Source organism: Streptomyces sp. NPDC006872 (assembly GCF_040635845.1).
GTDB lineage: Bacteria > Actinomycetota > Actinomycetes > Streptomycetales > Streptomycetaceae > Streptomyces.
On sequence record NZ_JBEYIL010000027.1, the window covers coordinates 1 to 26,146 of the forward strand.

Consider the following 26,146-nt stretch of genomic DNA (forward strand, 5'->3'; position numbering starts at 1 on the left):
CGCCTCACCGGCGAAGCCACCATCTCCTGGCGCGACCCGGCATAACAGGATCAAGTACACATCCAGGGGTAAAACAATGGGAGAAAACGACCTCTGAGCAACGCTTCGACGGTCATGGCTTCCGCCGCCGACGGCAGGGCTGGTCCAGGCGTGCGGGCCGCCTTCTCTCGGGCGGTGACGCGGACGTGCCGTCACCGCAGTTGTTCCTCCTGGAAGTGCTGCTCGTGGTGCCGGATCGCGCGCTGAGGGAAGGCCCGGGCCATCCAGGCTTCTGGTGCTCCGACCTGGCGCAGGGTCTCAATCTGCCGGTCGTAGTCGCGTCCCTCAGGGCTTGCGTGGACCCGCAGATAGACAGGGTCGTCCTCGCGGGTGTCGCGATCACCAAAGTAGAAAGAGCAGGTGTGCCCCCACTGATAGGGGGAGTCCGGTTCAGCGCAGTGGCAGAACCGGTGAGACACCTGCACAGGCAGGCCCCATCGCGGGTGGCACAGCCTCTGCAGGAGCTGGTCGTGCCAGATGGCGAGGGGATGGGCGGTGCGGGCGTCGATCTTCCAGCTGTCGCCGTCGTCCCAGCACTGGACACGGTAGAAGGCGGTGACGGTGTGGAAGAGAGCGATACGCCGTAGCAAGGCGCTTCCCACCGCGGCCCTCCTGGACCGTGACCGTTCAAGACTGGAAAAGGCATTGATGTAGGCGGATTCCACGGGATCGAGTCCCGGGGATTTCCACAGCGGTCGAAGGCCGTTGCCTTCGCACCAGTGCCGGTGCCGGCGTTCGACTTCCTCCCAACCCTCTGGCAGCCCACGAGGAAAAGCGAGCACGAGAGTCGCTGCTTGTCCGCGGTCTTCCACCATGTGCAGCCGCATCTCTCGGCCGCGGGCATCGATGCTGCTGACGCGCAGGCCGGGGATACCGTGCGGTTCGTCTCCGCTGCCAGGTGCGGGGGCTGCGGGCAGCAGCCGGCTCAGGCAGTGCTCGGGGAAGGAGTACTTCTCCTGGCCCACGTAGGCATCAAGACTCATGGTGAGAGACGTGCGGGAACTGGTCACCGAGGCGATGCCGAACGGGTGCGCGCACAAGCTTGGGGGAGTGCCGAGTTGCTCGAGGACGTAGCTCTCCAGCAGCGCCTGCGCCGGTGATGCCGATGGAGCAGGGTGGCTGGTCCGCAGACCGGTGCGACGCGACTGCCCGCTGCACTCGGCCCAGTAGCGGAGCCGGCGGGACTCCCATGAAGAGCGACGGCTCACGGCAGTGCCTTCCTGACGCGCCTCGGCCCGATCCCGGCACGTCAACGAACACTGACGAGACGCTGTGGGTGATCTCTGTGGTGCAGGCCGGTGCAATGCCACGCTCCTTGCGTTCCGGTACGCCGGATCGGGCGGCGGTCGGAACGTGGCCCGCCTAGGGCCATGCCCGACCATCATCCAGCAGATGAGCGGGCCAGGACGGATGACACCGTCACGGTTCACTCGGACGGATGCTGTACCTCAAGCCCGGAGGGGACAGGTGAGCGCAAGGACGCGTTCGTCAATCGAGGCCCTGCGGCGCCGCCCGTTTCGGTGATCTCCGGCTCGATGGCCGCCACAGCGACCAAAGCTGACACCAGACTCGCGACCGTGCCCGCCCCGAACACTTCCGATGCCCCTTCCGAGGAAGCCCCCAATAGAGCAGGCCGAACGACGGCTGGCACCGGAAGGGTCCGGTTCCCGCTCGTACGGTGGGTGCTCGCCCCGCGCGCGACGCGGCAGGCACGGCGCCTGGCCGCCGACTTCGGTGAGGGGATGGACGCCCGGACCGTGTGGGTGATGGCACGCCTGGCCCGTCATCCCGACGAACACGGCTACGCCATGGCCCATCTGGACGACGAACCGCGCGCTGCTGACTGAGGGCAGCACCCGTTCAGTCGCCAGCCTCTGGCTCGCGCGGCTCCAGCCGCTCGGCTTGCTCGCTGACCGTGCCCTTGCTGCAGGGCGGGCTCCAGTGATCGTCGCAACACATGACCACGGGAATCTACTGCGGCGGCGTCGGTGCACTGAAGGGGCCTGCGGCCGTCAGGCCGCAGACCCCTTCAGGCTGCGTATGCGCGTCCTGGCTGGTGGTTACGCGTCCTTGAGCTTGGTCACGATCCACTCGCCGAGTTCTCGGGTCATGACGGTGTGGCCTTCGTTGGCGGTGGCGCAGCGGAAGTCGTGGAGGTCGCTGTGCTCGGCGTCGATCTTGCGGTAGAGGGCGTCGTGGTTGTCGATGTCGGCGACCGCGACGGAGCTGATGGTGGGGACGAAGCAGGAGGCGTTGTACGCGAGTTCCGCCTCGTTGGGGATGTTGATGAGGTTGGCCAGCATCGCGGCCACGCCGAAGTTGGAGGCGCCGCCCAGGAGCTCGGGGAAGAGACCGCCGGGAGCGCCGTCGAGTTCGGGGAAGCCGGTGGTGTTGATCGAGACCTCGTCCTGGCCCGGCTTCTGCATCTCAGCGACGGTCTTGCGTCCCTCGCCCTGGGTAAGCAGCTGCGCGCCCACCTTCGGTCCGGGGGCGTCCATCGCGGGGCTGCCGGCGGGGATGTTGTTTCCGGCGCCGGTGCCCGTTCCGTTGGCGACGCCGAGCAGGCGGGGGATCTGGGGCCAGTCGCCCATCCGCTCCAGTGCGTCGAGGAACTCGGTCCGTGCCTTGTCCTGGCCGGCGGCGACGTCGAGAGTGGTGTCGGTTCCGGTTGCGAGGTGCCAGCGCAGCATCTGGCGTGCGGCGGGGCTGTTGATCAGGTCGGAGTAGAGGTTGTAGAGCGGCTTGCCCTCGCCTCCCCAGTGGGCCTTCACGTAGTGGGCGAACGCCTGGACTCCCAGGGGCAGCCACGCGCCGCGGTGCGGGGTGTCGTAGGAGAGGTAGGTGGAGACCTCGTGCTGCATCCGCTGGCGTTCCATCTTGGCCAGGGCGTAGCGGGTGACCAGCCCTCCCATGCTGAAGCCGCCCACCGTCAGCGGGGCATCGCCCTCGCGTTCGACGATCGTCTGCATGATGCACTGGATCGCGACCTCGGCATTGTCGAGGACGGACGCGGTGCGGTCGGCGAAGCCCAGCAGAATGAGGTCGAAGCCGGCCTCGCGCAGCTTGGAGGCGAACGGGTAGTCCCCCCTCTCCAAGCCGTCGTACAGGTTGTCGACGTCGGTTCCTTCCGGAGCGAAGCCGTCGGCAAGGATCACCGGCCGCTTGACGGCCGTCTGGCCGGGTGAGCTGTAGAAGACCCAGGCGGTTCCGCTGGTGGTCACGGTGCGGAGATCCCACTTGGTGTCCCAGGGGGCGGGCTGCACGGCGGCGCGCTCAGACCCCGGAGGGGTACCCCAGATATTGACGACAGGCTTGGACATACTTCGACGGCTCCTTCGTGTCGCGGCGATCATGCCGAACACAGCCATCGTCCCGAGGCGTACACCCCCGCCCCACTCGAATCCGGTGAGATCACTCTCCCGGGCACGAAACAGCCCTATTCGCGCCCTCCCGCGCGCCTCTCGTACGCGCGCGCCAGCCAGTACGCCGACCTGACGAGGCAGAGGCTTCAACGCGGCGGGGGCGCGCCGCGGACGACGTGGTGGAAGGCGAGGGCGAGGTCCAGGGTGAGCTCGCCGTACGTCAGACCCGTCGTGAGGATGTCGGCGCGCAAAACATGGGCACGGTCGTCGATGTCCGCGTCGTCACGGTCGGCGTCGCAGATGAGGGAAACGACCTTGGCTGCCGCTGGTCAGCCGCCCGTACGGATCCCTTTGAACCCGGGCCCCAGCCCGCGCCGCCGGGACCGCTGTGCGGAACGCCCTCGGCCCGACGCCTCCACCGTGGCCGCCGTCTCTTCGTCGTCGGCCAGTCCGAGCTGCCGACGTGCGTCGGCGGTGGCGGCCATCACCGGTGCGAGGGCCGCCGCGACGTCCGGCCCGAGCGCGGACAGCGCCCCGGCGAGGGTGTCGATCGCGTCCAGAGCGTCGTCCGCGGCCGCCGAGCTCCAGCTCTCCGGCGCTGTGGCGTCGGCGAGATGGCAGGCGTTCTCGGCAGCCGTCTCGGCGTACTGCTCTATTCCGGGCATGGCTTTCGGCGACAGCTTCACGCACGTCCAACGCTTCCCGGGTGGAAAAGATCACCGGCTGCGCTCGGGCCGTCTGCTGGAGAGTGTCACCGTGCCCGGATGACCTCGATGACCGTGTCCGGGCAGCCATCGAGGACTTGGGTGAGCGCGGCCTGTTCGGCGAGGTCGACAGCGAGGTCCCATCGGGTTTTGACGGCGATCCAGTCGGTGGCGTACGTGCAGCGGTAGCCCTCCGCGGGCGGCTGCCAGGTGGCCGGGTCCTGGTCCGACTTGGAGCGGTTGCTGGCGGCGGAGACCGCGATCAGGGCGCGGGGGTCGTCGAGGTCGTTGGCGTAGGCCTGACGTTCTGCGGGGGTCCAGGCGGAGGCGCCGGAGTCCCAGGACTCGGCGAGGGGGACCAGGTGGTCGATGTCGAGGGCGCGGGCCTGGGTGAAGGCGGTGTCGTCGTACGGCGAGTACCAGGCGCCGCCGCTCAGCGCGCAGTTGGGGCCTTGTTCCGGGGCGGTGACGGCTTCCTCGAGGAGGACCTCGGCCCTGGTGCTGCAGCCGTCGCGGTCGGCGTCGATCCAGTGGCGGAACAGGGTGCGGCTGTAGCCGGTGCGGTCTTCGTCCTGGACGGTGAGCGCGGCCAGGGCGTCGCGGGCCGGCAGGGTGATCGTGTCACCGGGGGCGTTCCGCTGCGGTGCCGGGCCGGAGGAGACGGCGTGGGCGGCGGTGGGGGCGAGCAGAGTGGTGAGCGCGGCCAGCGAGGCGGCCGTCGCGCTGGCGGTGCGGGGAAGGCGCACGAAAAGGGGTCCTCTCGAAGATCACGAACGGGTTGTGATCTTCGTAGCGGTCACGTCGGCGGCGTCGCAGCCGTTCGTGCCTGGGTTCACCCGCACGGCGGGCAAATCACACGATCGCATGAGAGCGGCGGCGAACAGCCGGTGTTCTTCCGGTGATACGGCAGCCTCTTGTCGGACGTACGGCCGGGCGGCCGGGCGATTTCGGGCATGGGGTGGCGGGGTGCAGGCAGACGGGGCATTCGAGGCCCTCAAAGCGGTGTGGGCGTTTGAGGTGAAAGCCGAGCACGGCTGGGTGCTGGACGCTGCCGCGCCGTCGACGCAGCGCAGTGTGCGGGTTCTGGCAAGGAAGGGGCTGGTGGAGACGGCCGGCCGGGAGACGCGTGCGGAGCTGTCGGCGTGGGAGGGCCGGCCGGTGCGGTGGGCGGTGCGCCTGACGGCCGCCGGGCACGACCTGCTCGCCTACGCAGGCGTCCGGCCGGCCCCGACCCCGTGCGCGCCGGAGCCGGGACAGCAGTTGGTGGAGCTTGCGCCGTCGCAGATGGCGGCGCTGCGGCTGTTCGTGGGCCTGGCCGGCCAGTTGAAGTCGCCTCCGGAGGCAGGGCTTTCCGGGCAGGTCCGCGCTGCCGTGCACGACCGTGGTGCGAGGCGGTGGCGGCTGCATCTGACGCCCGCGCAGATGGAGTCGGTGGCTTACGGGTTCTGGCTGCACCGGCTGACCGGGTCCGTGGCGGAGGCCAACCGCTTCGGCCGTGACTACGGCGTTCTGTACGTCCCGGACTCGGAGGGGACCAGGGCGGCTGTCATCTCGTGAAAGCACTGGGCAGAGTACGTTGCTCAGATCCTGGAGCTCGGTCCAAGTTGGTGGGTCATGTACTGACGAGTTCGTCCCAGTGGTCGGCGAGGGCGGGGATGGGCTGGGGGACAGGTCCCAGGAGTCCGCTGTGGGGGGCTTCGAGTTCGTCGATCGCGTCCTTGACCGCGTGTTCGCAGACGACGGGGCCCGAGACGGGGAGGGTGTAGTGGACGCTGGGGCCGGGGGAGGGGTCGGCGCTGGTGTCGGCGTGGTGGGGCACCGGTGTGTAGGGGTTCCAGTCCAGGCGGTTGAGGCGGTGGATCTGGCCGGCCCAGTGCTGGGCGTCGCGCATGTCGCCCTGACGCAGGTGGAGCAGGTACAGGCCCAGGGCCGCGGTGGCGCTGCCGGCGCCTGCGGCGTAGTGCCACCAGAACTGGGCTCCTTCTTCCTGGTCGGCGAGGTAGAGCAGGCAGGCGAAGGTGAGGGCGCCGTCGGGGTCGCGGGCGGTGTCGAAGGCGGCGATGTGGCGGGCGGCGCCGTGGTGGTGGACGGCGCCGCGGCACAGGGTGCGCAGGTCGTGCGCGGCCTGTTCGTGCAGGGTCCCCGGGAGCTGGTGAGCTCGGGTGCCGGACGGTGTGATGCTGAGGAACTGCACCCAGCGCAGCTCGTGCAGGTGGCGGGCGAGGCGGTGCCGCGCGCTGGCCAGGTCGGCGGCGGTGTATTCGCCTTGGAAGACGCGGGCACGGCGTAGGGCCTCGTCGATGCTGCGCGGGGCGCGGGTCATGGGTGGGTCACTCCTTGTCGGTGTCGTCCGTGACGTCGGTGTCGGGGATGTCGGCGGTTTCATCGAACTGGAAACCCATGGCGGCGGCCAGGCGGTGCTTGGCGGTGCGGCGAGTGGAGCGGACGGTCGCTTCCTGGATGCCCATGATCAGGGCGGTCTCCTTGGTGTCGAAGCCGAGGGCGTCGCGCAGGATGAGGACGTCGAACTGCCGCTCGCTCAGCTTCGTCATCTGCCGGTACAGGCCCATGCCTTCCTCGAGTTCGGCTATCTCCGGGCCGTATTCGGCGTGGAAGGAAGCGCGGAAGGAATTGAGGAGGGGCTCGGAGGCGGCGCGCAGGGCGCGCGCGAAGGCCAGGGTCTCCGTGGTGGCCGGGCTGCGCCCCTGTGCCTCGAGCTCGCCGTGGACACGCTGTTTGAACAGTGCCCAGGCATGGGCGCCGGGGTTGGGCATCGCCTCCAGGCGGAACCAGATCGTGGCCAGGTAGAGAAAGGTGCCGTCGACCAGCCGGCGGGCCGCGGCCGCGCTGCCGAGGTGGATGCGGCTGTACTCCAGCCAGGCGCGGTCGTAGCGGGCCTGGAATTCCCAGAACTCGGCGGGCATGAAGGCGGCGAGGTTGTGGGTCGTGTGTCCGGCCGGGTCGGGTGGCTGGCTGGTCATCGGCGGCCTCCGTCGTCCAGGGACGCCGTGTTGGGCGGGGAGGCAGGGGAGTGGGGCTGTTGTTCGATCAGGGTGGAAGCCCCGATGCGGACTCCGGCGCCGAGCAGGCGCCGCACTAAGAACCACACGTCGGGCGCGAACGAACGCGCCGCAGCGGCGAAGGCCAGCACCAGGCTGACTACGTCGTAGTTCACAGTGGCTGTTTTCCTTCGTTTCAGACGGCGGCATGACCGCTCCGTCCCCCGTCGGGCGGGCAGGCGCCTAGAGCACCGTTGCTCCGGGGAACAGATAAGCCCACCGGTACGGGTAAACGTGCAGGCCTCCGAACACATCTTTCTAACGGAAGGTAACTTTCCGCTTACCATGAGGGCGCTACTGCATTTGCTGACGTGCAGCGCCATGCCTCGCCACCCCGCGCCCACGCCTCGCCATCCCCGCCCAGCAGGCCGTCCGCGCGAAACGAAGGAATCTGAACGCCGTTTGCGCGAACCTGCAATTGCACGGTCAATTTCGCGATGTGCTCCAGATCACGTTTGACCGCCTACGGCGTGCACTCCAATGCGCCCCCGACCTCCCGAAAGCGCTTCCGCGAGCCGACTTGACCAGGTCTGCAAGCGAAGTCACCACGGACGGACTGGCGCTTCCAGCCAGCCGTGCACCGCTCACGACTGCGATACGGCAGACAGGCTGGCCCGTTCCATAGCGGGTACGGGTACGTACCCGTACCCTTGTTGGATGGGAAGGAGCACAACCATGTCCGATGCCAATGTCCGCATCCCTGAAGAAGCCAAGGACCGCCTGGCCGCCATAGCTGCCGCTGAAGGGCTGTCGCTGCGCGCATATCTGGCCCGTCTCGCAGAGACGCTGCTGACTCCGGCCGAGCGGGCCGAGCGGGCCGAGAAGGCCCTGGCTGCGCTCAAAGACTGGAACGGCTACGCGCCGACCGCTGCTGAACAGCGAGACCTGGACAGCGAACTGGACCGGCGCCTGGCCCAGGCGGCCGGCCAGTGAGCGACGCAATGCACATCGTCCTGGACGACACCGCGATGGCCGCAGCCGGCGGGGGCAACGTCCTCGCGTCCCGTCTGATCCACCGCGCGCACGCCGAAGCGGGCTGGTTCTTGTACGCCCCGGCGTGCGCGCTGGTCGAAGCCGACCGCGCACGCCCCGGTACGGCCGAGCACCTGGCCTCGCTTCCCGGCATCACGGTCCTCGATCTGGACCTGGCCGCCGCCCTGGCGGTCGCACGGCAGGAGACATGGGCCGCCGCGCACAGCCAGTACGCGGCGCAGCCCACCCCTGACCGTCCCGACGGCGCCATCATCGCCACCACTGCCCCCCAGCGGTGGGCCGGGGAACCGGTCCGGGTACTGGACCTCACGCCGTGACCCGCCGCACAGGAACGAGCCCTGCCGTGCGGCAGGGCCACGGGTGCGTGACGAAGCGCCCCCGCGCAGGTGATCGCGGCAGGTGACCAGGGCGTGCCGCACTGGCTGATTGTTCGGCGACGATCCACGGGAGGAGCGGCGCCCGGGGCGCCTGCACAGTTCTCGTGGTTCGCGCCCCATGACCTCCCGACCCATCGGCGCTATGGCGCTGTGGGGAGGGTGCGGGAGCGGCGGTCGGTGATCAGGCTGCTCCAGCGGCTGCGTACGGCGGCCTGACCGTCGATCCACTGCGCAGAAGACGGGTGGGGGAGCGGTCGGTCGGCCATGAAGTGGGCGATGTCGGTGTAGTAGGTGTAGTCGCCGTCGCGGGTGAGGTGCTCAAGGCGGCTGATGCACTGCGTGAGCCCGTCAGGGCTGTCGCGGACGGCGTGGTGGAAGGCGAGGGCGAGTTCGAGGATGGGCTCGGCGACCGTGACGCCGGCCAGGCGGATCTCGGTGCGCAGGACTTCGGCGCGGTCTTCGACCCGCTGGTCGGTGCCGGCGTCGCGGATGAGTTCGGCAAGCTGGACGGTGGCGGTGGTGACGCGCCGGGTGAGGCCGGTCAGCAGCTGGTGGGCGAGGTCGATTTCGTAGGCTGCTGCGGAGGGGTCGGCGAAGGCGAGGGCGAAGGCGCGCTGGGCCTGGGATGTGGCGCGTTCGCCTGCGATGCCGTGCTGTTCGGCGTCGGTTCGGGCGGCTGCGTACGCGGCGGCGGCGCGTGGCATGTCGCCGTGGGGCCACCAGATGTCGCCTTCGACGCGGTGGTGGCGGCCGTCCCAGCCCAGGGTGCTGGCGGTGGCCAGGGCGGTGGGGAAGTCGCCGGCGAGGCGGGCGAGATGGGCCAGGCCGCGTCCGGCGGCGGGGGCGAGACGGCCTCCGCGGTCGGCGACGTATTGCATGCCGTGCCGGGAGGCGGCGGAGCGGCCGACATCACGGTCGGCCTTGGCCCGGTAGTAGACGGCCATGTCGTGCAGTTCGCCGGGCAGCAGCTGGGTGTCGATGACGGTGGTGAGGCGGTCGACGGTGCGGGCGCGGTGTTCGTGCTGGCGGCGAGCGAGGGTGTTGAGGAGTTCGGTCAGAGCGTCGGCGGGGGTCTGGAGAATGGCGGCCTGCTCCTGGCGGGCGGGTGGGGCCAGGGGTTCCCATACGGAGTCGCTGACGTAGCTCCAGGCGGCGGCTGTGAGCCAGTCCAGCTCGAGTTGGAAGTCTCGGGCGAGGGGCAGGGCCTGGCGCAGGCAGCCCACGAGGAGCCGCCGGTCGGGGGCAGGGGCGGCGGCGAGCTGGGCGCCGAGGGCGGTGAAGGCGCGCTGCGCGGCGGTGTGCCAGTCGCGGGGTGACCAGCGGTCGTCGGCCTGGTCGGCGGCGTTGCGGAGGGTGGAACGGATCAGTGCGTGCAGGTGGAAGGGCCACAGTCCGAAGGGGTTGTCGTGGACGAAGGGCCGCTCCAGCAAACGTTGGGCCGGTGCTTCGTGGGTGAGGCCGGCGGCCTGGGTGGCGAGGGTGAGGTCGAAGGCGTCCAGGAGGCTGACCGAGCGCAGGACATGCCGTTCGGATGGCGTGAGGTCGGAGAGGGTGCGTGCGATCAGGGCGGGGAAGTCGTGGTCGAAGTCGCCGGGCTGTGGGGTGCGTCCGGAGCGCTGGATCTCCAGGAACCGCATCACCGACAGGTCCAGGTAGAGGGGCAGGCCGTGGCTTCGGGCGGTGATTACGGCGCGCACGGGCTCGCTGATCAGGGGCCGGCCGTCGCGGGCGAGGCGGCGGGCGAGGTAGTCGTCGCAGTCCTCGGGGGAGAAGTCGCCGACCAGGACCTGCCGCCCGGCTGATGAGAGGGCAGCCGGCGGGGTGAGGCTGCCCGGGAGGAGAGGCGGGGCTGGAGCGGCGAGGCCGGGCCAGGCGGTGGGGCCGATGTAGTCGAGCTGACCGTGCAGGGCCGGTTCGGCCCACTGGAGACGGGATCGGCCGGTGATCACCCAGAAGGCATTCGGCATCAGCCACACGACGCGCTGCACGAGGCGTTCCAGTTCGCGATGGGTGCGGTCGCCTGCGTCCTCGAAGGTGTCGAGCAGGATGACCGGTGTGACCCGCTTGTCCGCGGGGAGGCGGGCAATCTCGAAGGCCAGCAGGTGAGGGTAGTAGGAGAGGGCGTCCAGGTCGGGTTCGGCGTCCAGGAGGTCGGCCAGCCGGGCACAGGCAGCCAGGGCGCGTACGGTCTGCCGCCGCTCGCGCAGCGCGCTGACGAGGGCACCGGTGACTTGGCCGACGGCCGATCCGACGGTGCCGGGCAGCAGTAGGGTCTGGGCGACGTCCGCCAGAGCAGATTGCATCTGCTGGGGCAGTGCCTGCCCGAAACGGGAGGCGAGGCCCCCGCGCCGCAGGTACTCCTCCAGCGGCTCGCCGGGGTGGTTGGCCTCCCAGTAGCGGCGCAGAGCCAGGTCGAAGGCGGGCAGAGGGCGTCCGATCCGGGTGAGGGCGGCCCTGATCGTCAGCATGAGCTGCTCGAAGTCGGTGCCGGCGGAGCGGGCGAGGTCGATCCGTACAGGCAGGATCCGGTCGGCCGGCCAGCCCGGTGCGCCCCACTGGGAGGGGCGGCGTCCGGCGTCGGCGAGCGCCGCCTCCAGCGTCCTGGACAGGGTTGTCTTGCCGATGCCGCCCACGCCGTGGAAGACGAGCACGTTGGCACGGGGCGCCTCGAGGTCCTCCGGGTCGAAGCCAGGAGCGGCGAGGCGCTGGAGGTGCTCGGTGAGCGCGGCCGCGACCGCCTCCCACTGCGAGGACCGGTTCGTGAACGCCTCGTCAGCCTGCACGCTGAGGTCGTTCGTACTGAACAGGGCCCTCAGATCCCGGCCTGCCACACCCACCCCCGAAAGATGATCAATTGTGGGTTCCAACCTATGCCCGCCGCACTCCTGTTGGGGAGGCCGCCCGCCCGGGGCAGACGCCTGCGGCTCGCCGGGTCGTACGGCATCCTTCAGCGATGAAGCCCGATCCCGAGCCTTGGTACAGCACCAGCCTCAACCTCTGGCAGCTGGCGGGAGTACTGGTCGCCAGCTGGACCCTCACCAAGACGCTGACCGAGGGATGGCGCCGCACCATCGGCCGCCGCCGCTACGTCACCACCCGCCTCCGCAAGATCACCCCAGGCGTTCGGCATGACTACGTCGCATCCCTGCTCGGGGAACCGACGTGGCAGTCGACGAAGCACTGCACACGAGTCGCTCCGAACGAGCCCGAAGACGCCGACGACGAGGACCGGAAGGTCGAGGTCACCGTCCGGACCTGGCCTCTGTCGAAACTCTGCTACCTGGTCACCTGGTGCGAGGACGAGGTCGTGGTCATGTACGGGATCACCACGACCAGCTGGTGGTTCCGGCCCTGGATACGGGTCCACGAGACGCGGATCCGGCTGGGGAAGAGCCCCTTCGCGGCTCTCGCCGACAGCGCCGTCATCCATCGGGCCTGGCTCGGCAACCGCCGGTTCGGTTACTTCGAGGAACACTACTTCGGCAACCTCGGCGGCTACCGCTCGTGGTACGTCGGAGTCAACGACTTCGGCTACAACGCTTTCCCTGCCGCCGACGACTGGTTCGACCCCTCGGACCTCTCCCACACCCTGCTTTTGCCCGACCGACGCAAGGCGTACCGGGCGAGCACACCGATCAACACGGTCGTCGTCAGCGGCATCGCCCTGTACGAGGAGATCCAGGAAGGCACCTTCTTCGGCCTCTCCCTGGGCATAGACCAGGACCTAGTCCGCCTGGCCGACCCCGAGTACCACGTCCTCGACAGCCGGATCGGCCGCGCCCACCGGCGTATCAGGGCATGGCGCTGGAACCTGAACCACCGTAGCTGGGAGAAGAAGCAGCGGTCCCCGCAAGGCCAGTGACGGTGAAGCAGGGCGAGAGAATGCCTCCCAGTCAAGATCAAAGGAGGTTCTGTCATGCCCGGCACACCAGATGAGCCCGACTTCTCCGGCCTGGAGGAGGGCGAGGCCCAGCAGGCGGTCGACATCGTGCAGGCCGTCGTGGCTTGGTACACCGAGAAGATCGCTGCCGAGCGTCGGGCACCACTGCCCGACGGCGAGCGGATCGCCCAGCTGACCGCCGACCGAACCGCCGCCTACCAGGACCTCCAGCGCCTGGAGGACGCCGACCCGGAGGAAGAGGACCGTCTCGCTGAGCTCTACGCGGCGCGGCTGAGGCAGCTGGAGTCGTAGCCGGTCCGCGGCACGGGCAGCAGCCGTACGGGATGGCGGGACACGCCGATCCGGGAAGGCTGCAGGTGGGCCGGCATCAGCGGGCGGGCCAGGGCGGCGATGGCATCCAGTTCGGCACGGTGCTGGGGGAGCGCCCTACGCAGTCCCTGGTGGAGGCGGAGGAAGCGGGCGGCCTCCTGGTCGGTGTAGGGGCGCTGGCGTTCGGCGGCCAGCGCCCAGGAGGCCCGGCCGGGTGTGGCGGGCTGCTCGTGGCGCAGCAGGGCGGCGCCGTCGCGGCGGATCACCGTCACGGCGGTGATGGCGGGGTGGGTTTCGGCGGCCACCGTGAGGTCAGCGACGGCCTGGTAGCAGCGGTCATGCCCTGCCGCCGTGGTGAACCGTCCAGGGATGCCCGCCTGCAGGGCGCGGGCGTAGCGCAGAGCGGTGAACAAGCGACTGTCCGCCTCTCGTACGGCCAGCACCACCAGCTCCACCGCGTAGCCAGCCCGGGAGCAGGAGAGAGCGCTGCCGAGGATGTCGTCGGCGCTGCCGGGGGCGGCCTCGATGAGCAGATCGCCGCGGCGCTCGCAGACGAACTCTTTCGCGCGGGTGAACCACGCCTTGTAGTCGGTGCGGATCGCGGTGCCGGCGCCGCGCGGGTCCTGCTGCAGCAGCTGCCGGTAGTCCGGGTGCGCGGCCTTGAAGTCGTCGCCGGTCAGCCGGGTGGCACCAGGCCGCAGAGCGCGGCGCACCAGCCGGGTGGTCTCGGTCTTGCCCGCCCCTGGCTGCCCGATCACGTACACGGCGCGCGGATCGTCCCGGGGCACGACGTTCGCCAGCACCGTCGGCGTGATCAGCTCGTCGAAGATCCACGCGTGTTCTGCGGCCGACAGCCGGTGGTAGGCGACCCCGGGCGGCGCGGCGGTGGGCTGCGCGGTGCGGCGGACCGGCTCGGACCAGGCGGCAGCACGCTCGCTGTCGCGCTGTACGGCCAACATGCGGTCCTCGTCGGTGAGTTCGGCGTGCACCCGCCGGTCGGTGCGGGCCAGGTCGCGGCGGAAGACGGACGTCTCGGACGCGCTCCACGGCCGCGCCCGCTCCCCCCGCACGACCCGATCCGCAGCCGTACGAGACAGCCAACCTTCCTCGGAGGTGAGCTCGTTGGCGTACAGCACGGTGCCGTCGCGGCGTACGACGGTGACGCGGTCGGCGAGCTGCTCGGTCTCGAGGACGGCCAGCGTGGCGGGCAGGTTCTTCGCACAGGTGTCGTGGTTCTCCCACGACACATACCGGCCACCGCCGTTGGCGGTCTTGGTGAGGAAGCGATCGACGATGCCGAGCTGGCTGTGGGCCTCTGCGGTGGCCAGGGCCACCACCTCGATCCGGTGACCTGCGGCCCGGTAGGCGAGGGAGGACGCACGGAAGTCGCCCGGGGCGGCGAGGGCCGACTCCACTACGGCGTCGAAGCCCATCTCGCGGACGTGGGCTTCGACGGCGGCCTGCCACCGCGCGGTGTCGGTGCGCACCAGGGCTCCGGCCGTACGGACGTCGGCTGCCAGGGCATTGCTGTAGTGACGGTGGAGAGGCTTGTACAGGTCCCGACCGACCCGCACAGCGCCGCCGCGGCGGTCCAGGACAGCCTGCACGAGGTCAGCGATCTCGGTCTTTCCGGCCCCGGGCTGCCCGGCGATGATGACGACGACTGGTTGGGCTTGTGCGACGGCTCCCTGTGTTACGGCCGGGAGGATCACCCGATGCAGCACGTCGAAGCTCTCCTGCTCGGACAGCGTGGCCAAGCCTGTGTTCCTTTCTGCCATCCGGTTGGCCACCTCGGCGGCCCTGCTCTCCAGCACCCGGTCGGCTTGAGTTCCTGCATCTCCAGGATGCGTTTCACAAACCGGCGGGGGCAGCCTTCGTACCCCCGCCGGGACAGCGGCTACTGCGCGTTGTGCGACTCCAGCTCGCGGCGCAGGGCGTCGAGCGTGGGCCCGGGCCCGGGCCTGTCATCCTCCACATGCCACAGCGTCCATCCGTTGATCACGTTGCCGGTCACGGCCTCCGCCGCCTTGGACGGCGAAGGGAACGGAGTGGCGTGGCCGTCCACGACCAGCTGGCCGTCGGGCGTGACTACGGCCCGCCCGGACCGGTTGGCCCGGCGCTGATGGAACCTGAGGACTGTGCCCGCCTTCAGCAGGTCCGCCCTCATGAGATCTGCGAGCGGGCCGTGGGGGGTCACCGGATTGGCCACCGGTGATGCCGTGGGGGCCCCAGTGCCGAGAGTGAGCGTGACGTGGACGGTGTCATCGCCGCTCGCGCTCATCAGGTGCGCGATGACGGCTGGATCGAAGTTGATGCTGAGCGTAGGCATACGGCCTCCCGTCGACGATGGTCCGGCCAGCCCGAACCACTCGCTTGACTTCGATCATATGCTACACAGGAGACTTACTTTAGCTTCTGCTTCCAGCGATCCAGGAGAACTTACCTCAAGAGGTAGGTGCGCGATCCGTACGTTTTTGGTACGCGATCCGTACGGTTCACGCTATCCTTGAGGAACAGGAGGTGTTCCATGTCCGAGTTGTTCGACCGGATCGACGCACTGGTCGCGTCCCGGTCTCCGCTGCCGCCGCCGGTGGAGCGCAAGCGACTGCGCGCGGCGCACGGCCTGACCCTGGATGAGGTCGCGGCCGCCCTGGACGTGCGGCGGGCGACCGTCAGCGGTTGGGAGTCCGGCAAGACGGAGCCGCGGCCGCCGGAACGCGACGCGTACGCGCGGATGCTCACGCAACTCGCGAAGCTCTACCCCGCCGCCCCCGACCCTGCGGCGCCCGCTGAGGACACGACCATCCCGGAGAGGTTCGCGAACGCTCCCGCCCCGGCTGCGGAAGCGCGGACCGTGTCCACAGGCCCGGTCTCCGAGGGTGCGGTCACGACGACTGACCAGAACACCCAGCCCCGTCCCACCCTCGAGCCCGCTCCGGCCGCCGCGCCACGTCCGGCCCGCGCCGCCAGCCCGTCGACGACGTCGCGTCGCACGGCCGCGCGGAAGGCCGCCCCGGCCAGTGCCGACCCGCGCTTCGCCAACGGTCCGCTCGCGGTCGTCGACGTCGACGCCGGCGGCCAGGTCCTCGCGTACTGCGTCGGCGGCCTAGTCCTGGACGTGCCCGCCAAGTCCCTCCCGGCCCTGGTCGACTGGACGCTTGCCGAGGCAAGGCTCGGTCAGGCCCGGCTGCACCGCAACGGCCGTGACGCCGATCCCGTCCTGGTCCTCACCCCGGCAGCGCTGAAGCGCTACGGCTTGCCCGCCGTACTGTCAGATGAGGAGCGGCGTGCGGGCCGGCTCCCGGACAGTCACAAGGTGGTCAAGCAGATCAAGAAGGCCGAACTCCAGCTCACCCAGCTCGGGTTCGGGCCGTGGGCGCGGATCTACCGGGACCCAGAGGGCTCCCGGCGCCGCTGCGTCCAGGTGTGCATCCCCTCGTGGAACGCCCTGGACGCACGGGAGTGGGATCACAAGGACAACCCGCAGATCCCGTCCATGCACCCCGCCGACCTCGCACGGTATCTCGGCACGTACGCGCAGCTGGTGATCACACCGCGCGGCACCGCCTCGACCACCGGCCTGGAGCTGATGACCGCACTGCGCCCGCCGACCCGTGCGGAGAAGAACGAGGACACCGGGAACTTCGAGCGCACGTTCAACGCTGACGCGCTCACCGCGGTGTACGACGTCGTGGAGTGCGAAGTCCCGGACGAGCACCCGATCCTCAAGGGGAAGTTCGAGCGCCACCACATGCGGACCCCGGCAGAAATGCTGATGGAGGAGCCGTACGACTGGTGCCGGCCGCTGACCGATGACGAGTGCCGGAATCCGTACCTGGTCGCCGTCGACATCAACATGTCGTTCGCGGCAGCCGCCAACGGCCTCACCGTCGGCCTGGACGGCCCCACCCGCCTGACCGGCAACCCGGCGTTCGACCCGAAGCTGCCCGGCTCGTGGCTGGTCGACCTCTCCCACGTCGACCTCTCCCGCGTGCAGATCAACGGGCGCACCGTCGACGCCGACCGGCTCCCCAGCCCGTTCACGCCGAAGGGCGACCGCCCGACCGGCCCGGCCTGGTACGCCACCCCCACCGTCGCGTACGCCGTGGAGCTCGGCTTCGAGGTCGCGCCGATCGAGGCGTACGTGCGGCTCCACTCCGGCCGCTACCTGGACCCTTGGTACAACCGGCTGCGCGACGCGTACGTGACGGTGATGGCCGACCTCGGGGTCGCCACCGCGATGGGCGGGAGCGATTTCCTCGAGGCGATGGCCCGCTCCAAGAGCACCGACCCGACCATGGCGCTGCTCGCGAAGGCGATCAAGGCGACCGCGAAGGGCGGCATCGGCAAACTGCGTCAGCGCAACCGGGGTCAGGTGCCGTACTACGAACCGTGGCCGGCACTCAAGCGGGAGACGTGGCGCCCGGACATCCGGGCCGCCGTGCTCGCGAGCCAACGGGTCGGCATCCACCGCAAGCTGATGAAGACCGCCGCCGCGGCCGACCTATACCCGGTCGCGATCGGCACCGACGCCATCGTCTACCCCTCCCCGGGCCCGTCCCCGCTGGACGTGCTGCCGTACACGGACGAGGGCAAGCCGGTGCCGGGCACGTTCCGGCTCGGGGTCTCGCCAGGGATGGTCAAGCACCAGGGCACCCAGACCGTCCTGTGGGCGGAAGCCCAGTTCGAGGAAGCCGGCGCAGTGTTCAACCTGTCCAACCTCATCAAGAACGACCCGACCGCCGGAGAAGGGGAGTAGCCGACCATGACCGACTCGCTCGGGGACAGCCTGGACCAGGCGCTGGAAGGGGCGTTCACCCGCCGCATCCCGCAGAGCGCCCAGGCACAGATGAAGTACCTGGTCAAGCAGCTCAAGGGCACCAAGGCCGCCGCGCAGGCGCTCGGGGTGTCCCAGCGAACCGTGGAGCGGTACGTCGCGGGCAAGTTCAAGCGGCCCCGCCGCGACCTGCGAGACCGCATAGAGCGCGAGGTCAAGAAGCGGTGGCAGCCGCAGATCCGGGCGAAGGCCAAGAAGCAGGCCGCGTCCACGGGCGGCCTGGTCGTCTCCACCCGCGCGCGGTTCGGGTTCACCGCAGCGCCGGGCACGACCGACGACGCCCGGATCCGCGACATCACCCAGGCCCTGCCGCCGCGCTGGGCGGACCGACTCTTCGAAGCCCGCGACGCCGGTGCCGGCGAACAGCAGCTCCAGCGCATCGCAGCCGAAGGCCTCGCTGAGATGTACTTCCGGAACAACAACACCCGGGCGGCCGGCCTGGGCGTGGAGTTCACCGACGTGGAGCACATCCAGATCGAGCTGTAGTGCGCTGAGATGTCCGTACCACGGGGGCGGGCCCTGATCCATGTACCGGATCAAGGCCCGTTGCCGTGTGTTCATCGGGGCTTCGTGGTCAAGGTCCGATGTGCAGCGTCAGTTGCGCATCTGCCGTGCGCTGGTGAGTGCCTTGTCAATCGATGCCAGGAGCTTGTCGACCGCGCGGGTCTGCTGCTGGACGCGAAGGCCGTACTCGCCGAACGGGATGCTGTTGTCGACGGGCAGGCCGATGAGGCTCTTCACGTCCTGGACGACGTCGCAGACGAGGAGCGACAGAGGCGCGGTGCACTGCGCGCTGTGGCTCTCCAGGTAGGGGATGAGCCGGATGAGCTCCTGGAAGTCGTCGTTGCCCGCCGGACGGGGCAGGGCCTGAAGACGGCGGGTCTCCACATCCGCGTCGCGCAGGTGCCCGATGAGCGCGTTGAGGTCGTCGTTGGCCACGTTGGCCGTACGGTCCTCGGTGCGGCGCTTACCGAAGATGATCCAGCCGATGACGGCGAGCCCGATGGTCACCAGCAGTCCGGCCACGGCGAGTACAACGGTCGTGGTGGAGTTCACCCCGGCCGCGATCACTGTGCCGGTCCTCGTCACCTGGTCCGACGCGAGGGCGTACTGGTCCAGGGTGTCCATCGCGCGGGTGAGGGCGCCGCTCATGGGTGCGTTCTCCTTGGGTGTGGCGACGCCCGCCCCCCGGGACCCGGAGGGCGGGCGATGTTCGCCGGCCTGTCCTGTTAGTGGCCGCTCCCGTTGCTTCCGTTAGATGGGTGAGGCGTGCGGCCGGAACTGAGGCCTGACGGCAAGAAGTTCACGAGGTTTATGGCCACGAAGGTGCATCCGAGGACGAGCTGGTTCCAGAGCACGGAGAGGATAGCCCCGAGGGTGCTGAGGACTCCGATGCCCACGGCGGTGAAGCGCCTGCGCGGCTCGCCCTTCTGGGAGTCGAGCAGGCGCTGCAGGTACTGAACGATGGTTCCGAGGGCGCACAGGACCTTTGCCTGCACGCCCCTGCCGTGGGGCACTCCGGCCTGGTTGAGGACACTTCGGAGATACGCCTCGTCGCGGCGGCTGCGCTTTGGCCGGCGCGCTATTGAGTGCAAACTCATGATGATCGAGTTCCTTGTCGTGGAGTGCGTGTGGACTCGGGATTCCAGCGCCAACTGGAGGTAGATCCCGACCGGAGTCCTCGCTGCCCCGGCAGCACGGGCATCGAGGACTCGAGACGGGCTCTACTCCTGCGGCTTGGTGCGCTTCACCGGTGGCTTCTTGGGCTTCTTCCGGGTGTCCATCTCGTTGTATGACGAGAAGCGGGCCGCCAGACGCAGATCGGCGAGCGCTATGACATCGGCGTGGATCTTCTTGAGCGCCTGGTTGCGGCAGTTCCGCAGCGCACTCACGTCCTGGTCATCAAGCAGTTCACTGATCGCTTTGTAGGGGAGATCCCGGATTTCACGCAGGTAGAGAACCATGCTCTGGTACGGCGAGAGCGTCTGGGTGCACTGCTCGAACAGCTCCTTGAAGTGCAGAGAGTCGTTGAATCCCTCCCACCGAAGCACCGTCACCCGGTCGTCGAAGAGCTCCATGTTGTCGGCGAGGAACTGCTGGATCTTGGCTTTCCTCCGCTTCCAGATCTGCAGAACCCTGTTCTTCGCAATGCCGAAGGCGTACGCCCGCTGGTTGTCCACGGTCGTCCCGTCCATCAGCTTGGTGAGGAGCGTCTGGTACACCTCGCAGGTCTCCTCTTCCGCGTCGTGCCGGGAGAGGGCTGCTCGCCAGTCGAAGAAGCGGTGCAACTCCTCTCGGCGGTCAACCACAGCGATGAACGCGGCCTGTACGTCCTCGGGCAGGTCCTCGAACTTCTCGTACTTCTGGGCCGACGGCTCCGGCTTCTGTGGAGCGGGCTCCTCGGGGTCCTCCAGATCCATCAGTTCTAGGTCGGTCCGCGGCAGCGGCTCAGCGTCGGGAGCCGTACGTGGCTCGATGACCTTGGCCCGCTGCTGGGCACTGTTGTTCTCATGCATCCGCGATGCTCCACGGTGATCAAGGGGGGACGGTGGAGCGGGCTCGGGGACGCACCTCTCCGTCCTTTTTGTGGAATCCGGAGCGCTCCGCGTTAGACGGAAAGGCAGGCAATTCTTGTGACCTGCGTCACTCCCTCTCGGTCCTGGTCGACCGTGCTCTAGCCGGGCGGCGCCCCACTGGGGGCACCGTCGATCGAGTCCGACCAGTGCATTCCCTCCCCCAACACACGGGAAATCTAGGCAAGTTGAGCTATCAGCCGCGTGGCTTAAAGCCCGTCTACGACCCCACCGCGGGCCACGCCCAGTTCGTCCTCTACACCGAGCCGGAGTACGGCATCGTCGGGGCGGCGTGGAACGGCATCGCGTCCATCGAGCGGGAGTCCCCGTACGTGAAGGAGTGGCTGGGCAGGCTCCAGCCGTGCGCGCCGAACGCCCTGCACACCACGCTCGTGGACAACGGAGAGATCCCTCGGCTGTTTCACCCGTGCGTGGACGAGGACAAGGCCAGCCCCTCGCTGCCGGCGGGCGAGGGCTGCACGTGCTACCTCAGCTGGGTCGACCCGGCGTTCGGGCTGCCCGTCGTCGGCCAGCACTTTCGTACCATCGGCGGCAACACCGGCCGGTGGACCTACACCACCTACGCGCCCCTGGCCCTGCGCGCCGACGACGCCGTGGAGTCCGTCGTCGTCGAACACGGTGCCCCGTTCTGGGCACGGACCCGGGACGACGTGCTGGCGGTCCTGCCCATGCTGGAATCGAACGGCTACGGCACCGGGCCGAAGTCCGGTGGCGGGGGCTCCCGCGCCTTCGCCGACTATCTCCAGCAGCTGCTCAACACCGACGGCCGCGATCACGCCGCCCGCGTACACCACCGGGACTACGCAAGCGTCCCCCTCCGCAACTGGGTGCGCAGCGAAGCCGCCACGAGCGGCCAGTCGATCTCGCTGCGGGCAGCTGGAACAGGATCTCGAGGTCATCTAGCCGTCGAACACCGAGGGGCCCCGCACCGCGCTGCTGCGTCGGTGCGGGGCCCCACACGCGTATCCGCATCGGGACGCGACGTTCTGTCCGACGCCCAGCCCCGCGCCGGGGTTACCCCGCTGGCGCCTGCCGAGCGCCGGCCGATGACGTCCGGCAGGTCGCGGGAGCGCGCGGCGGAGATGAAGAACAGCCCTGGGACGGTGTCGTGCTTGTGTCGCACACCCGGTCCGGCCGATCGGGCCGCTCGTTCAAGGCTCCGCTGAAGCCCCGCCGTCAGGGGGAGTGGCGTGCTCGGCGCCACATGGGTAGAGCGCCCATGCCTCGTCCAAAATCGGATTGATGACGGGCCGTCCGTCGGCGAGAGCCCGCAGGGACCATCCGGCGGGCGGTGGCTGCTCGATCCGGGCCAGGATCGCCTCCTCCAGGCTGGGGGCCGTCGCGACGACAGCGTCCTCCAGTTCACTTGCCGAGGCCACCACCGTGGGCACGTCCGTGGTCGGCAGGACGTGCCGGAACTCGGGGGTGTTGACCAGGTGGTAGGGCTCCATCGTCATCACGATTCCGAACATCGGCCGATCGTGGGGAATGTGGGAGAACTTGGGGTGCCGGTCCCGGATGAGCTTCGCGGTGTTCGGGATCTGCTTCTCGATGGCCTTGCCCAGCTTCTGGTTCAGCTCTTCGCCGAACGTCTGCTGCGGTCCGAGCCGCAGGCCTGCGGTGGGCCGGGCCGACTTGGCGTCCAGCAGCAGCACGAGGCCGGGCAGGACCACGATCCAGTCGACGCTCTTCCTGTTGTCCTTGTCGTAGACGATCTCGTGATGGACCTCGGCATCGGGGAGCAGCCGCAGATGCTGGCCCACGTACTGCTCGAACAGCTCGCCCAGATCACCTGCAAACTGCTCGAACGCTTTGCTGCCCCTGCCGTAGTGCTCCATCCCCGTGTAGTACAGGCCCATCGGGCTGACCTTGCCCAGCACGGCGGCAGTCACCGGGATCAGGTAGTCGCACCCGAAGCCCCGCACCAGGGGCCTGGAGCGCAGCGGGTTGGGCGTGTACCGCCGCATCAGCGGGTCGGAAGAGATCAGTCCTGCGGCAGCACGGGCGCGTTCCTCCTCTGCCCCCGTGGCGAAGTGCCGTTCGAGCACCGCCTCCACTGCGGCGCGAGTCGTGAGCTCCTTGAACACGGCGAGCTCGTTCTCGGGCACCCAGTCCAGGTTGAACCGGCCCTGCCGGTGGATCGCCACCGTGAACAGCAGCTGCCCCAGCCCCACGTAGTCCGACAGAGGGCAGCCCAGCAGGTCCCGCTCCCAGCCGTCGGCAAGAGCCTTCAGCGGTTTCGTCGGCTCCGTCTGGACCAGCAGGGCCAGGCTACGAGCGAGCTCGGAGAAGTCGTCCTCCTGCCAGGTGAACTGCTGCCCGGCCACCCGCAGCAGGTACCCCGCCAGCCGATCACCGACCGGCAGGTGCCGGTAGAGGTCGTCCAGCGCCACGTACTGGGCGAGGATCTCCTCCAGGTCATCCACGGCCGCCAGCCGCTGCCGATGCTCGTTCCCCCGGGTCAGTGACACCCATGCGGCGTCGGCAAAAGCCCACGGCCGATACAGCCCCTTGACGCTCGGATGCCGGTTCAGCGTCACCCAGTCCTGTTGCCAGTCGACCTTCGTCGGCAGTAGCGAGCTCACCTGCGCGATCAGCGGCAGCAGGGAACTAGGCGGGTGACGGCGGACCCGCTGGATGTACTCGCGGTCGGAGACAGGGAACTTGGACGAACGGACCATACACACGATTCTCCCGCGCCGGCCCGCTGAGCAGGCAGCATTTTCCCTGCCTCAGAATCTCAGCCGTCCGACTGGAAGCCACGGTCGAAGCCGTGCAGAAACTGATATGGACTGCGGCGGACCCGATGAGGGGCCGCCGCAGTCGCTGATCTGCCCGTCACGGAGAGATCGCTGAAGTCACCAACGGGGGTTCCTGGAACGGAACTCCACGAGAGCCTCCAACGCCTTCTCAGCCCGTTGGACCTCCCCACCGAAGGCGCCGGCCTGCAGGAGCGGCCAGGATTCGTTGATCTCCCGCGCGATGTCCGGGGCCAGCCCGACGTCGTCGTACCCCCACCAGTTTTCAAGCAGGAACTCGCCGGACCACGGGTTCGCGTGGAACTCCTGCTCGCTGTCCATGGCAATCAGCGAGGCGAGGAACTCGAAGCGGTGGAAAGCCGCCTGATAAGCGTCGTCGTCCGGTTCCACGGGGAGAAACGGCTCGCGCAGTTCGTCGCGGATCCAGTGGCTCTGCGGGTAGTAGTAACTGCCGCCGCCCTCAGGACTGCAGACTTCATTGATCGATCCGTACAGGATGCGCAGCGGGTTGAGATAAACGGCTGGGGTCTGGCGCTGGTTGCTGGAGAAGGGTGGCGTCCACAGCGGCTGGGTGAGGATGCGGGCAAGGAATTCCTCGCGGCGGCTGAGAACTGCCGTGATGCCCATGGTGAAAGTGGCGAGCAGCGCAGGGTACTGCCGCAGCCTCTCAAGATCCTCGGTGTGGCCGTTGATATTGCGGTTCCGTAGCCGGTTCAGTCGCTCGACGACGCGCTGCCACAGTTCGTTGTAGGTGCCGTCGTCGTGGAAGACGCCGTTGGCCAGCAGGTGCAACAGAGTGTCGCAGTCGGCGCGGTAGCGGCGGATGCTCTGCGCGAAGACGTTGCCGGTCAGTGGATACCGGTCCTGGCCAGCGTTGCTGACGATGAGGGAGACGCTTTGTTCGATCAGGTCACGGATCTCGATGCGCCTGACCGGATCGGGGAGGAAGCGCTTGAGCTGGGCGACGGCCGTGTCCCGGGTTACCGGGGCGACGGTCATCCGGTCCAGTGCTTCCACCCTGTGTTCGAGGTCGGTGAAGAGATCGTCCGCGGTCACGCCGTCGATGACGGCGGCGGAGTGCTGCGCGACCAGCCGCTGGGCGGGCTCGCTCATCCGACCGAACTGTCCCCAGTACATCGGGTAGCGCCGAGAACGGGTCCCTTCTACTGCCTTGACCAGTGCCTTGTCCCAGTCGGCTGACCAGCCGCACACGATCAGCCCGTACTCGTCCAGCACGCGTTCCAGTAGAGCTTGCTGCGCGCTGGGGTACTCCTCCAGTTCGTCCACGGTGTTGCGCTGCTCCAGATCGGCGTAGTCGCCGTGCAGCTTGATGATCGTGATCTGGCTGTGCACGAGGGGCTTCATGCTGTCGATCATGTGGTCGCGGACTACGTGGGGGGAGATGCCGACCTCCTCCAGGGCGCGTTCCATGAGGCGGTCGAAGTTGGTGGTCAGGATGACCCTGATGTTCCCCCTCTTCACCAGCCGGGCAATCGCCCGGTGCGCCGCGGTGGGCTCCTTACCGGTGTCCTCGACGTTCTCGGGTTCGAAGTAGCCAGCGAGCAGGCCCTGCCGGGCCGCCGATGTGGGCGCGGCCTCGGCCAGCAGGCGCGAGTAGCCCAACTCCTCGCCGAACTGCTCCTGCCACCAGTCCTCCGGATCGGCCGCGGCTTCAGCACCGGCGTCGGGCCTGTCCGGGTCGTGCAGGACCGCGACCTTGCTGACGAGGTCCTGAACGATGCCCCAACCTGTCTTGATGCCGGACGCCATGGAAATGCCGGCACCCAGCAGCACCGCGTACACCCCAGGGCACGTGTGGACGTTCAGGGCCAGGGACATTCGGGGATCGAGCACGCCACCGGCACCCGGCACCGTTGCGTTGCCCTGCCCTGCGGCCTGATTCGTCACCACGGCCACCTCTCCTTCCAACGGACACCCCGCCTCCAGGGGACGGAAAGCATTGCCCGCGTACCGGGTTCACTCTACTCCATAATTTCGTCACTATGACGATAATAACCCTTCTGCGACTCGGGTGCGTCATCCTGCCCAACGCCACTTTGCATTGCAGCGTCGGCGGCCCGACGACGTTTCGCTCCGTCGACGACGGCGACCCGGCGGCGTGTCCGCCACGGCTACACCTCCTACTCCTTGCCGTCCCCGGCCGCCGCAAGGACGTGCTTGAGCTTGCTGCGGGCGTCCGGATGCTCCGATCCGGCAACCTCGCCCCACAAGGAGTGCGTGACGGGCGCTGCGAACAGCTCGCGTTCTCCCTCCCGTAGCGTGGCAGGCGACCTTCTGCTGCTCCTGCTCCGACCAGCCCGGCGAGTTCGGATAGCCGGAGGCGGTGGCGGGAGTCGCAGACACGCTGGTGCGGCCGCGGCATACGCTGCCCGGGGAGTGTGGAGCTGAATGGGAGGACTCCATGCGGTCCGTACCGCGATTGAGGCGGCCTTCCGCCGCACCACCGACTAGACACAGCCGACCCCGCACGACGTCGAAGCCGGCTGTGTGGGGCGCCCGCGCGTCAACACGGACGACCGAAATCCGCGCGGTTGGTCGCTGGAGCCAGTCGCGTACGGAACTACGGAGGAGCGTGGCAGCCCTGGCCCGTTCACGGCAAACAGAACTGGGACGGAACGCAAGAACCGGCCTCTCCCCGGCAGCTCGTCGGCACCGGGCTCCAGTCAGGCATGGAGAACGGCCAGGCCACCGGTCTCGCCGGAATTGACCACATGCTGTCTCAGATACGGTGCCGCCCGAAAATCGGGTCTGCCTCAAATCAGCACATGGGACGAGTGCGCATCAATAGCGTGCCCACGGCCTGCCGTGGTGGCACCATGCTGTCACGCCGCGACGCAGCGTCAACTGCCCGTGGCCTATGACGAATTGCTGGAGCCAGTCAGGCCCACGGCCGCCGTCCGTGGCCCGCCCGCACGTAGGGAACTTCCTCATGCACGATTCCGTGGCGCTCTGCGTCGTACCCGACAGCTCTGCCCGCTGCCAGCTCGGCGGGGCGGAAGCATCCGTCATCGTGGTGGTCATCATCGTGGCGGCCGCCCTGACCCTGGGCGGCATGCCGCCCACGGATGTGCTGTCCCTGTTGGGCGCGGCCGGCCTGCTGTCGGTGACCGTGACACGACTCGCCACTGGAGCGGCGACCCGGGTCCTGCGCCACCTTGCCCAGGCCCAGTCGACCTCCCTGTCCCGGTAGG

The 26,146-nt window shown here is 68.9% G+C and carries 24 protein-coding genes; 10 read left to right on the forward strand and 14 right to left on the reverse strand.

Annotation, left to right across the window (positions count from 1 at the left end; all coding sequences use genetic code 11):
- Positions 1–191: 191 nt before the first annotated feature.
- On the reverse strand, positions 192–1,022 hold the full coding sequence (locus ABZ725_RS47095) for a hypothetical protein (RefSeq protein ID WP_358808533.1): 831 nt from the start codon (positions 1,020–1,022) through the stop codon (positions 192–194).
- A 699-nt stretch (positions 1,023–1,721) separates the two neighbouring features.
- On the opposite strand from ABZ725_RS47095, the gene ABZ725_RS47100 reads away from it, so the two are divergent.
- A complete protein-coding gene (locus tag ABZ725_RS47100; protein ID WP_358808534.1) occupies positions 1,722–1,886 on the forward strand; it encodes a hypothetical protein in 165 nt (54 codons plus the stop codon).
- 213 nt (positions 1,887–2,099) lie between these two features.
- Here ABZ725_RS47100 and ABZ725_RS47105 read toward each other — a convergent pair whose 3' ends face one another.
- From ABZ725_RS47105 to ABZ725_RS47115, 3 genes are all read right to left on the reverse strand, one after another.
- Positions 2,100–3,359 carry a hypothetical protein gene (locus ABZ725_RS47105; protein ID WP_358808535.1) on the reverse strand — a complete coding sequence of 420 codons (1,260 nt, stop codon included), beginning with the start codon at positions 3,357–3,359 and terminating at the stop codon, positions 2,100–2,102.
- 371 nt (positions 3,360–3,730) lie between these two features.
- Positions 3,731–4,066, reverse strand: a complete 336-nt coding sequence (locus ABZ725_RS47110; RefSeq protein ID WP_358808536.1) for a hypothetical protein — start codon at positions 4,064–4,066, stop codon at positions 3,731–3,733.
- A gap of 86 nt (positions 4,067–4,152) precedes the next feature.
- Positions 4,153–4,851, reverse strand: coding sequence for an HNH endonuclease family protein (locus ABZ725_RS47115; RefSeq protein ID WP_358808537.1), 699 nt, complete (start codon positions 4,849–4,851; stop codon positions 4,153–4,155).
- 220 nt (positions 4,852–5,071) lie between these two features.
- Between ABZ725_RS47115 and ABZ725_RS47120 the strand changes: the two genes are divergently transcribed.
- Positions 5,072–5,662, forward strand: coding sequence for a DUF6417 family protein (locus tag ABZ725_RS47120; protein WP_358808538.1), 591 nt, complete (start codon positions 5,072–5,074; stop codon positions 5,660–5,662).
- A 55-nt stretch (positions 5,663–5,717) separates the two neighbouring features.
- On the opposite strand, the gene ABZ725_RS47125 is transcribed toward ABZ725_RS47120, so the two are convergent.
- Genes ABZ725_RS47125 through ABZ725_RS47135 form a run of 3 tightly spaced genes read right to left on the reverse strand, consistent with a single transcriptional unit; the run spans position 5,718 to position 7,280 of the window.
- Positions 5,718–6,428 (reverse strand): hypothetical protein, encoded by a 711-nt coding sequence (locus tag ABZ725_RS47125; protein WP_358808539.1) that lies wholly within the window; start codon positions 6,426–6,428, stop codon positions 5,718–5,720.
- A gap of 7 nt (positions 6,429–6,435) precedes the next feature.
- Positions 6,436–7,086 (reverse strand): sigma factor-like helix-turn-helix DNA-binding protein, encoded by a 651-nt coding sequence (locus ABZ725_RS47130; RefSeq protein WP_358808540.1) that lies wholly within the window; start codon positions 7,084–7,086, stop codon positions 6,436–6,438.
- Positions 7,083–7,280: a hypothetical protein gene (locus tag ABZ725_RS47135; protein ID WP_358808541.1), complete on the reverse strand. Its 198-nt coding sequence runs from the start codon at positions 7,278–7,280 to the stop codon at positions 7,083–7,085. The genes ABZ725_RS47130 and ABZ725_RS47135 overlap by 4 nt, the downstream gene beginning before the upstream one ends.
- A 559-nt stretch (positions 7,281–7,839) precedes the next feature.
- On the opposite strand from ABZ725_RS47135, the gene ABZ725_RS47140 reads away from it, so the two are divergent.
- Positions 7,840–8,097, forward strand: coding sequence for a hypothetical protein (locus ABZ725_RS47140; protein WP_358808542.1), 258 nt, complete (start codon positions 7,840–7,842; stop codon positions 8,095–8,097).
- A gap of 8 nt (positions 8,098–8,105) precedes the next feature.
- Complete coding sequence (locus tag ABZ725_RS47145) at positions 8,106–8,474, forward strand: hypothetical protein (RefSeq protein ID WP_358808621.1); 369 nt, start codon at positions 8,106–8,108, stop codon at positions 8,472–8,474.
- Positions 8,475–8,674: 200 nt separating this feature from the next.
- Here the strand turns inward: ABZ725_RS47145 and ABZ725_RS47150 are convergent, their stop codons facing one another.
- A complete protein-coding gene (locus ABZ725_RS47150; RefSeq protein ID WP_358808622.1) occupies positions 8,675–11,365 on the reverse strand; it encodes an ATP/GTP-binding protein in 2,691 nt (896 codons plus the stop codon).
- Positions 11,366–11,487: 122 nt separating this feature from the next.
- Between ABZ725_RS47150 and ABZ725_RS47155 the strand changes: the two genes are divergently transcribed.
- Positions 11,488–12,396, forward strand: coding sequence for an ETEC_3214 domain-containing protein (locus ABZ725_RS47155; RefSeq protein ID WP_358808543.1), 909 nt, complete (start codon positions 11,488–11,490; stop codon positions 12,394–12,396).
- Between the two features lie 54 nt (positions 12,397–12,450).
- Positions 12,451–12,726 carry a hypothetical protein gene (locus ABZ725_RS47160; RefSeq protein ID WP_358808544.1) on the forward strand — a complete coding sequence of 92 codons (276 nt, stop codon included), beginning with the start codon at positions 12,451–12,453 and terminating at the stop codon, positions 12,724–12,726.
- Here ABZ725_RS47160 and ABZ725_RS47165 read toward each other — a convergent pair.
- Positions 12,693–14,501, reverse strand: a complete 1,809-nt coding sequence (locus tag ABZ725_RS47165; protein WP_358808545.1) for a zeta toxin family protein — start codon at positions 14,499–14,501, stop codon at positions 12,693–12,695. The genes ABZ725_RS47160 and ABZ725_RS47165 overlap by 34 nt on opposite strands.
- A 140-nt stretch (positions 14,502–14,641) precedes the next feature.
- Complete coding sequence (locus tag ABZ725_RS47170) at positions 14,642–15,073, reverse strand: DUF4357 domain-containing protein (RefSeq protein ID WP_358808546.1); 432 nt, start codon at positions 15,071–15,073, stop codon at positions 14,642–14,644.
- A gap of 198 nt (positions 15,074–15,271) precedes the next feature.
- Between ABZ725_RS47170 and ABZ725_RS47175 the strand changes: the two genes are divergently transcribed.
- Positions 15,272–17,503 carry a helix-turn-helix transcriptional regulator gene (locus ABZ725_RS47175; protein WP_358808547.1) on the forward strand — a complete coding sequence of 744 codons (2,232 nt, stop codon included), beginning with the start codon at positions 15,272–15,274 and terminating at the stop codon, positions 17,501–17,503.
- A 6-nt stretch (positions 17,504–17,509) separates the two neighbouring features.
- Positions 17,510–18,067, forward strand: coding sequence for an XRE family transcriptional regulator (locus tag ABZ725_RS47180; protein ID WP_358808548.1), 558 nt, complete (start codon positions 17,510–17,512; stop codon positions 18,065–18,067).
- Positions 18,068–18,175: 108 nt separating this feature from the next.
- On the opposite strand, the gene ABZ725_RS47185 is transcribed toward ABZ725_RS47180, so the two are convergent.
- Positions 18,176–18,733, reverse strand: coding sequence for a hypothetical protein (locus ABZ725_RS47185; protein ID WP_358808549.1), 558 nt, complete (start codon positions 18,731–18,733; stop codon positions 18,176–18,178).
- Between the two features lie 572 nt (positions 18,734–19,305).
- Complete coding sequence (locus tag ABZ725_RS47190; RefSeq protein ID WP_358808550.1) at positions 19,306–20,001, reverse strand: sigma-70 family RNA polymerase sigma factor; 696 nt, start codon at positions 19,999–20,001, stop codon at positions 19,306–19,308.
- A gap of 341 nt (positions 20,002–20,342) precedes the next feature.
- On the opposite strand from ABZ725_RS47190, the gene ABZ725_RS47195 reads away from it, so the two are divergent.
- Entirely contained in the window at positions 20,343–21,341 is a 999-nt protein-coding gene (locus ABZ725_RS47195) for a hypothetical protein (RefSeq protein WP_358808551.1), read from the forward strand.
- Here ABZ725_RS47195 and ABZ725_RS47200 read toward each other — a convergent pair.
- Both ABZ725_RS47200 and ABZ725_RS47205 read right to left on the reverse strand, forming a co-directional pair.
- Positions 21,327–22,856: a hypothetical protein gene (locus tag ABZ725_RS47200; RefSeq protein WP_358808552.1), complete on the reverse strand. Its 1,530-nt coding sequence runs from the start codon at positions 22,854–22,856 to the stop codon at positions 21,327–21,329. The genes ABZ725_RS47195 and ABZ725_RS47200 overlap by 15 nt on opposite strands.
- A 177-nt stretch (positions 22,857–23,033) precedes the next feature.
- Positions 23,034–24,851, reverse strand: a complete 1,818-nt coding sequence (locus ABZ725_RS47205; protein WP_358808553.1) for an SIR2 family protein — start codon at positions 24,849–24,851, stop codon at positions 23,034–23,036.
- 1,033 nt (positions 24,852–25,884) lie between these two features.
- Between ABZ725_RS47205 and ABZ725_RS47210 the strand changes: the two genes are divergently transcribed.
- Positions 25,885–26,145 (forward strand): hypothetical protein, encoded by a 261-nt coding sequence (locus tag ABZ725_RS47210; protein ID WP_358808554.1) that lies wholly within the window; start codon positions 25,885–25,887, stop codon positions 26,143–26,145.
- Position 26,146 lies beyond the last annotated feature (1 nt).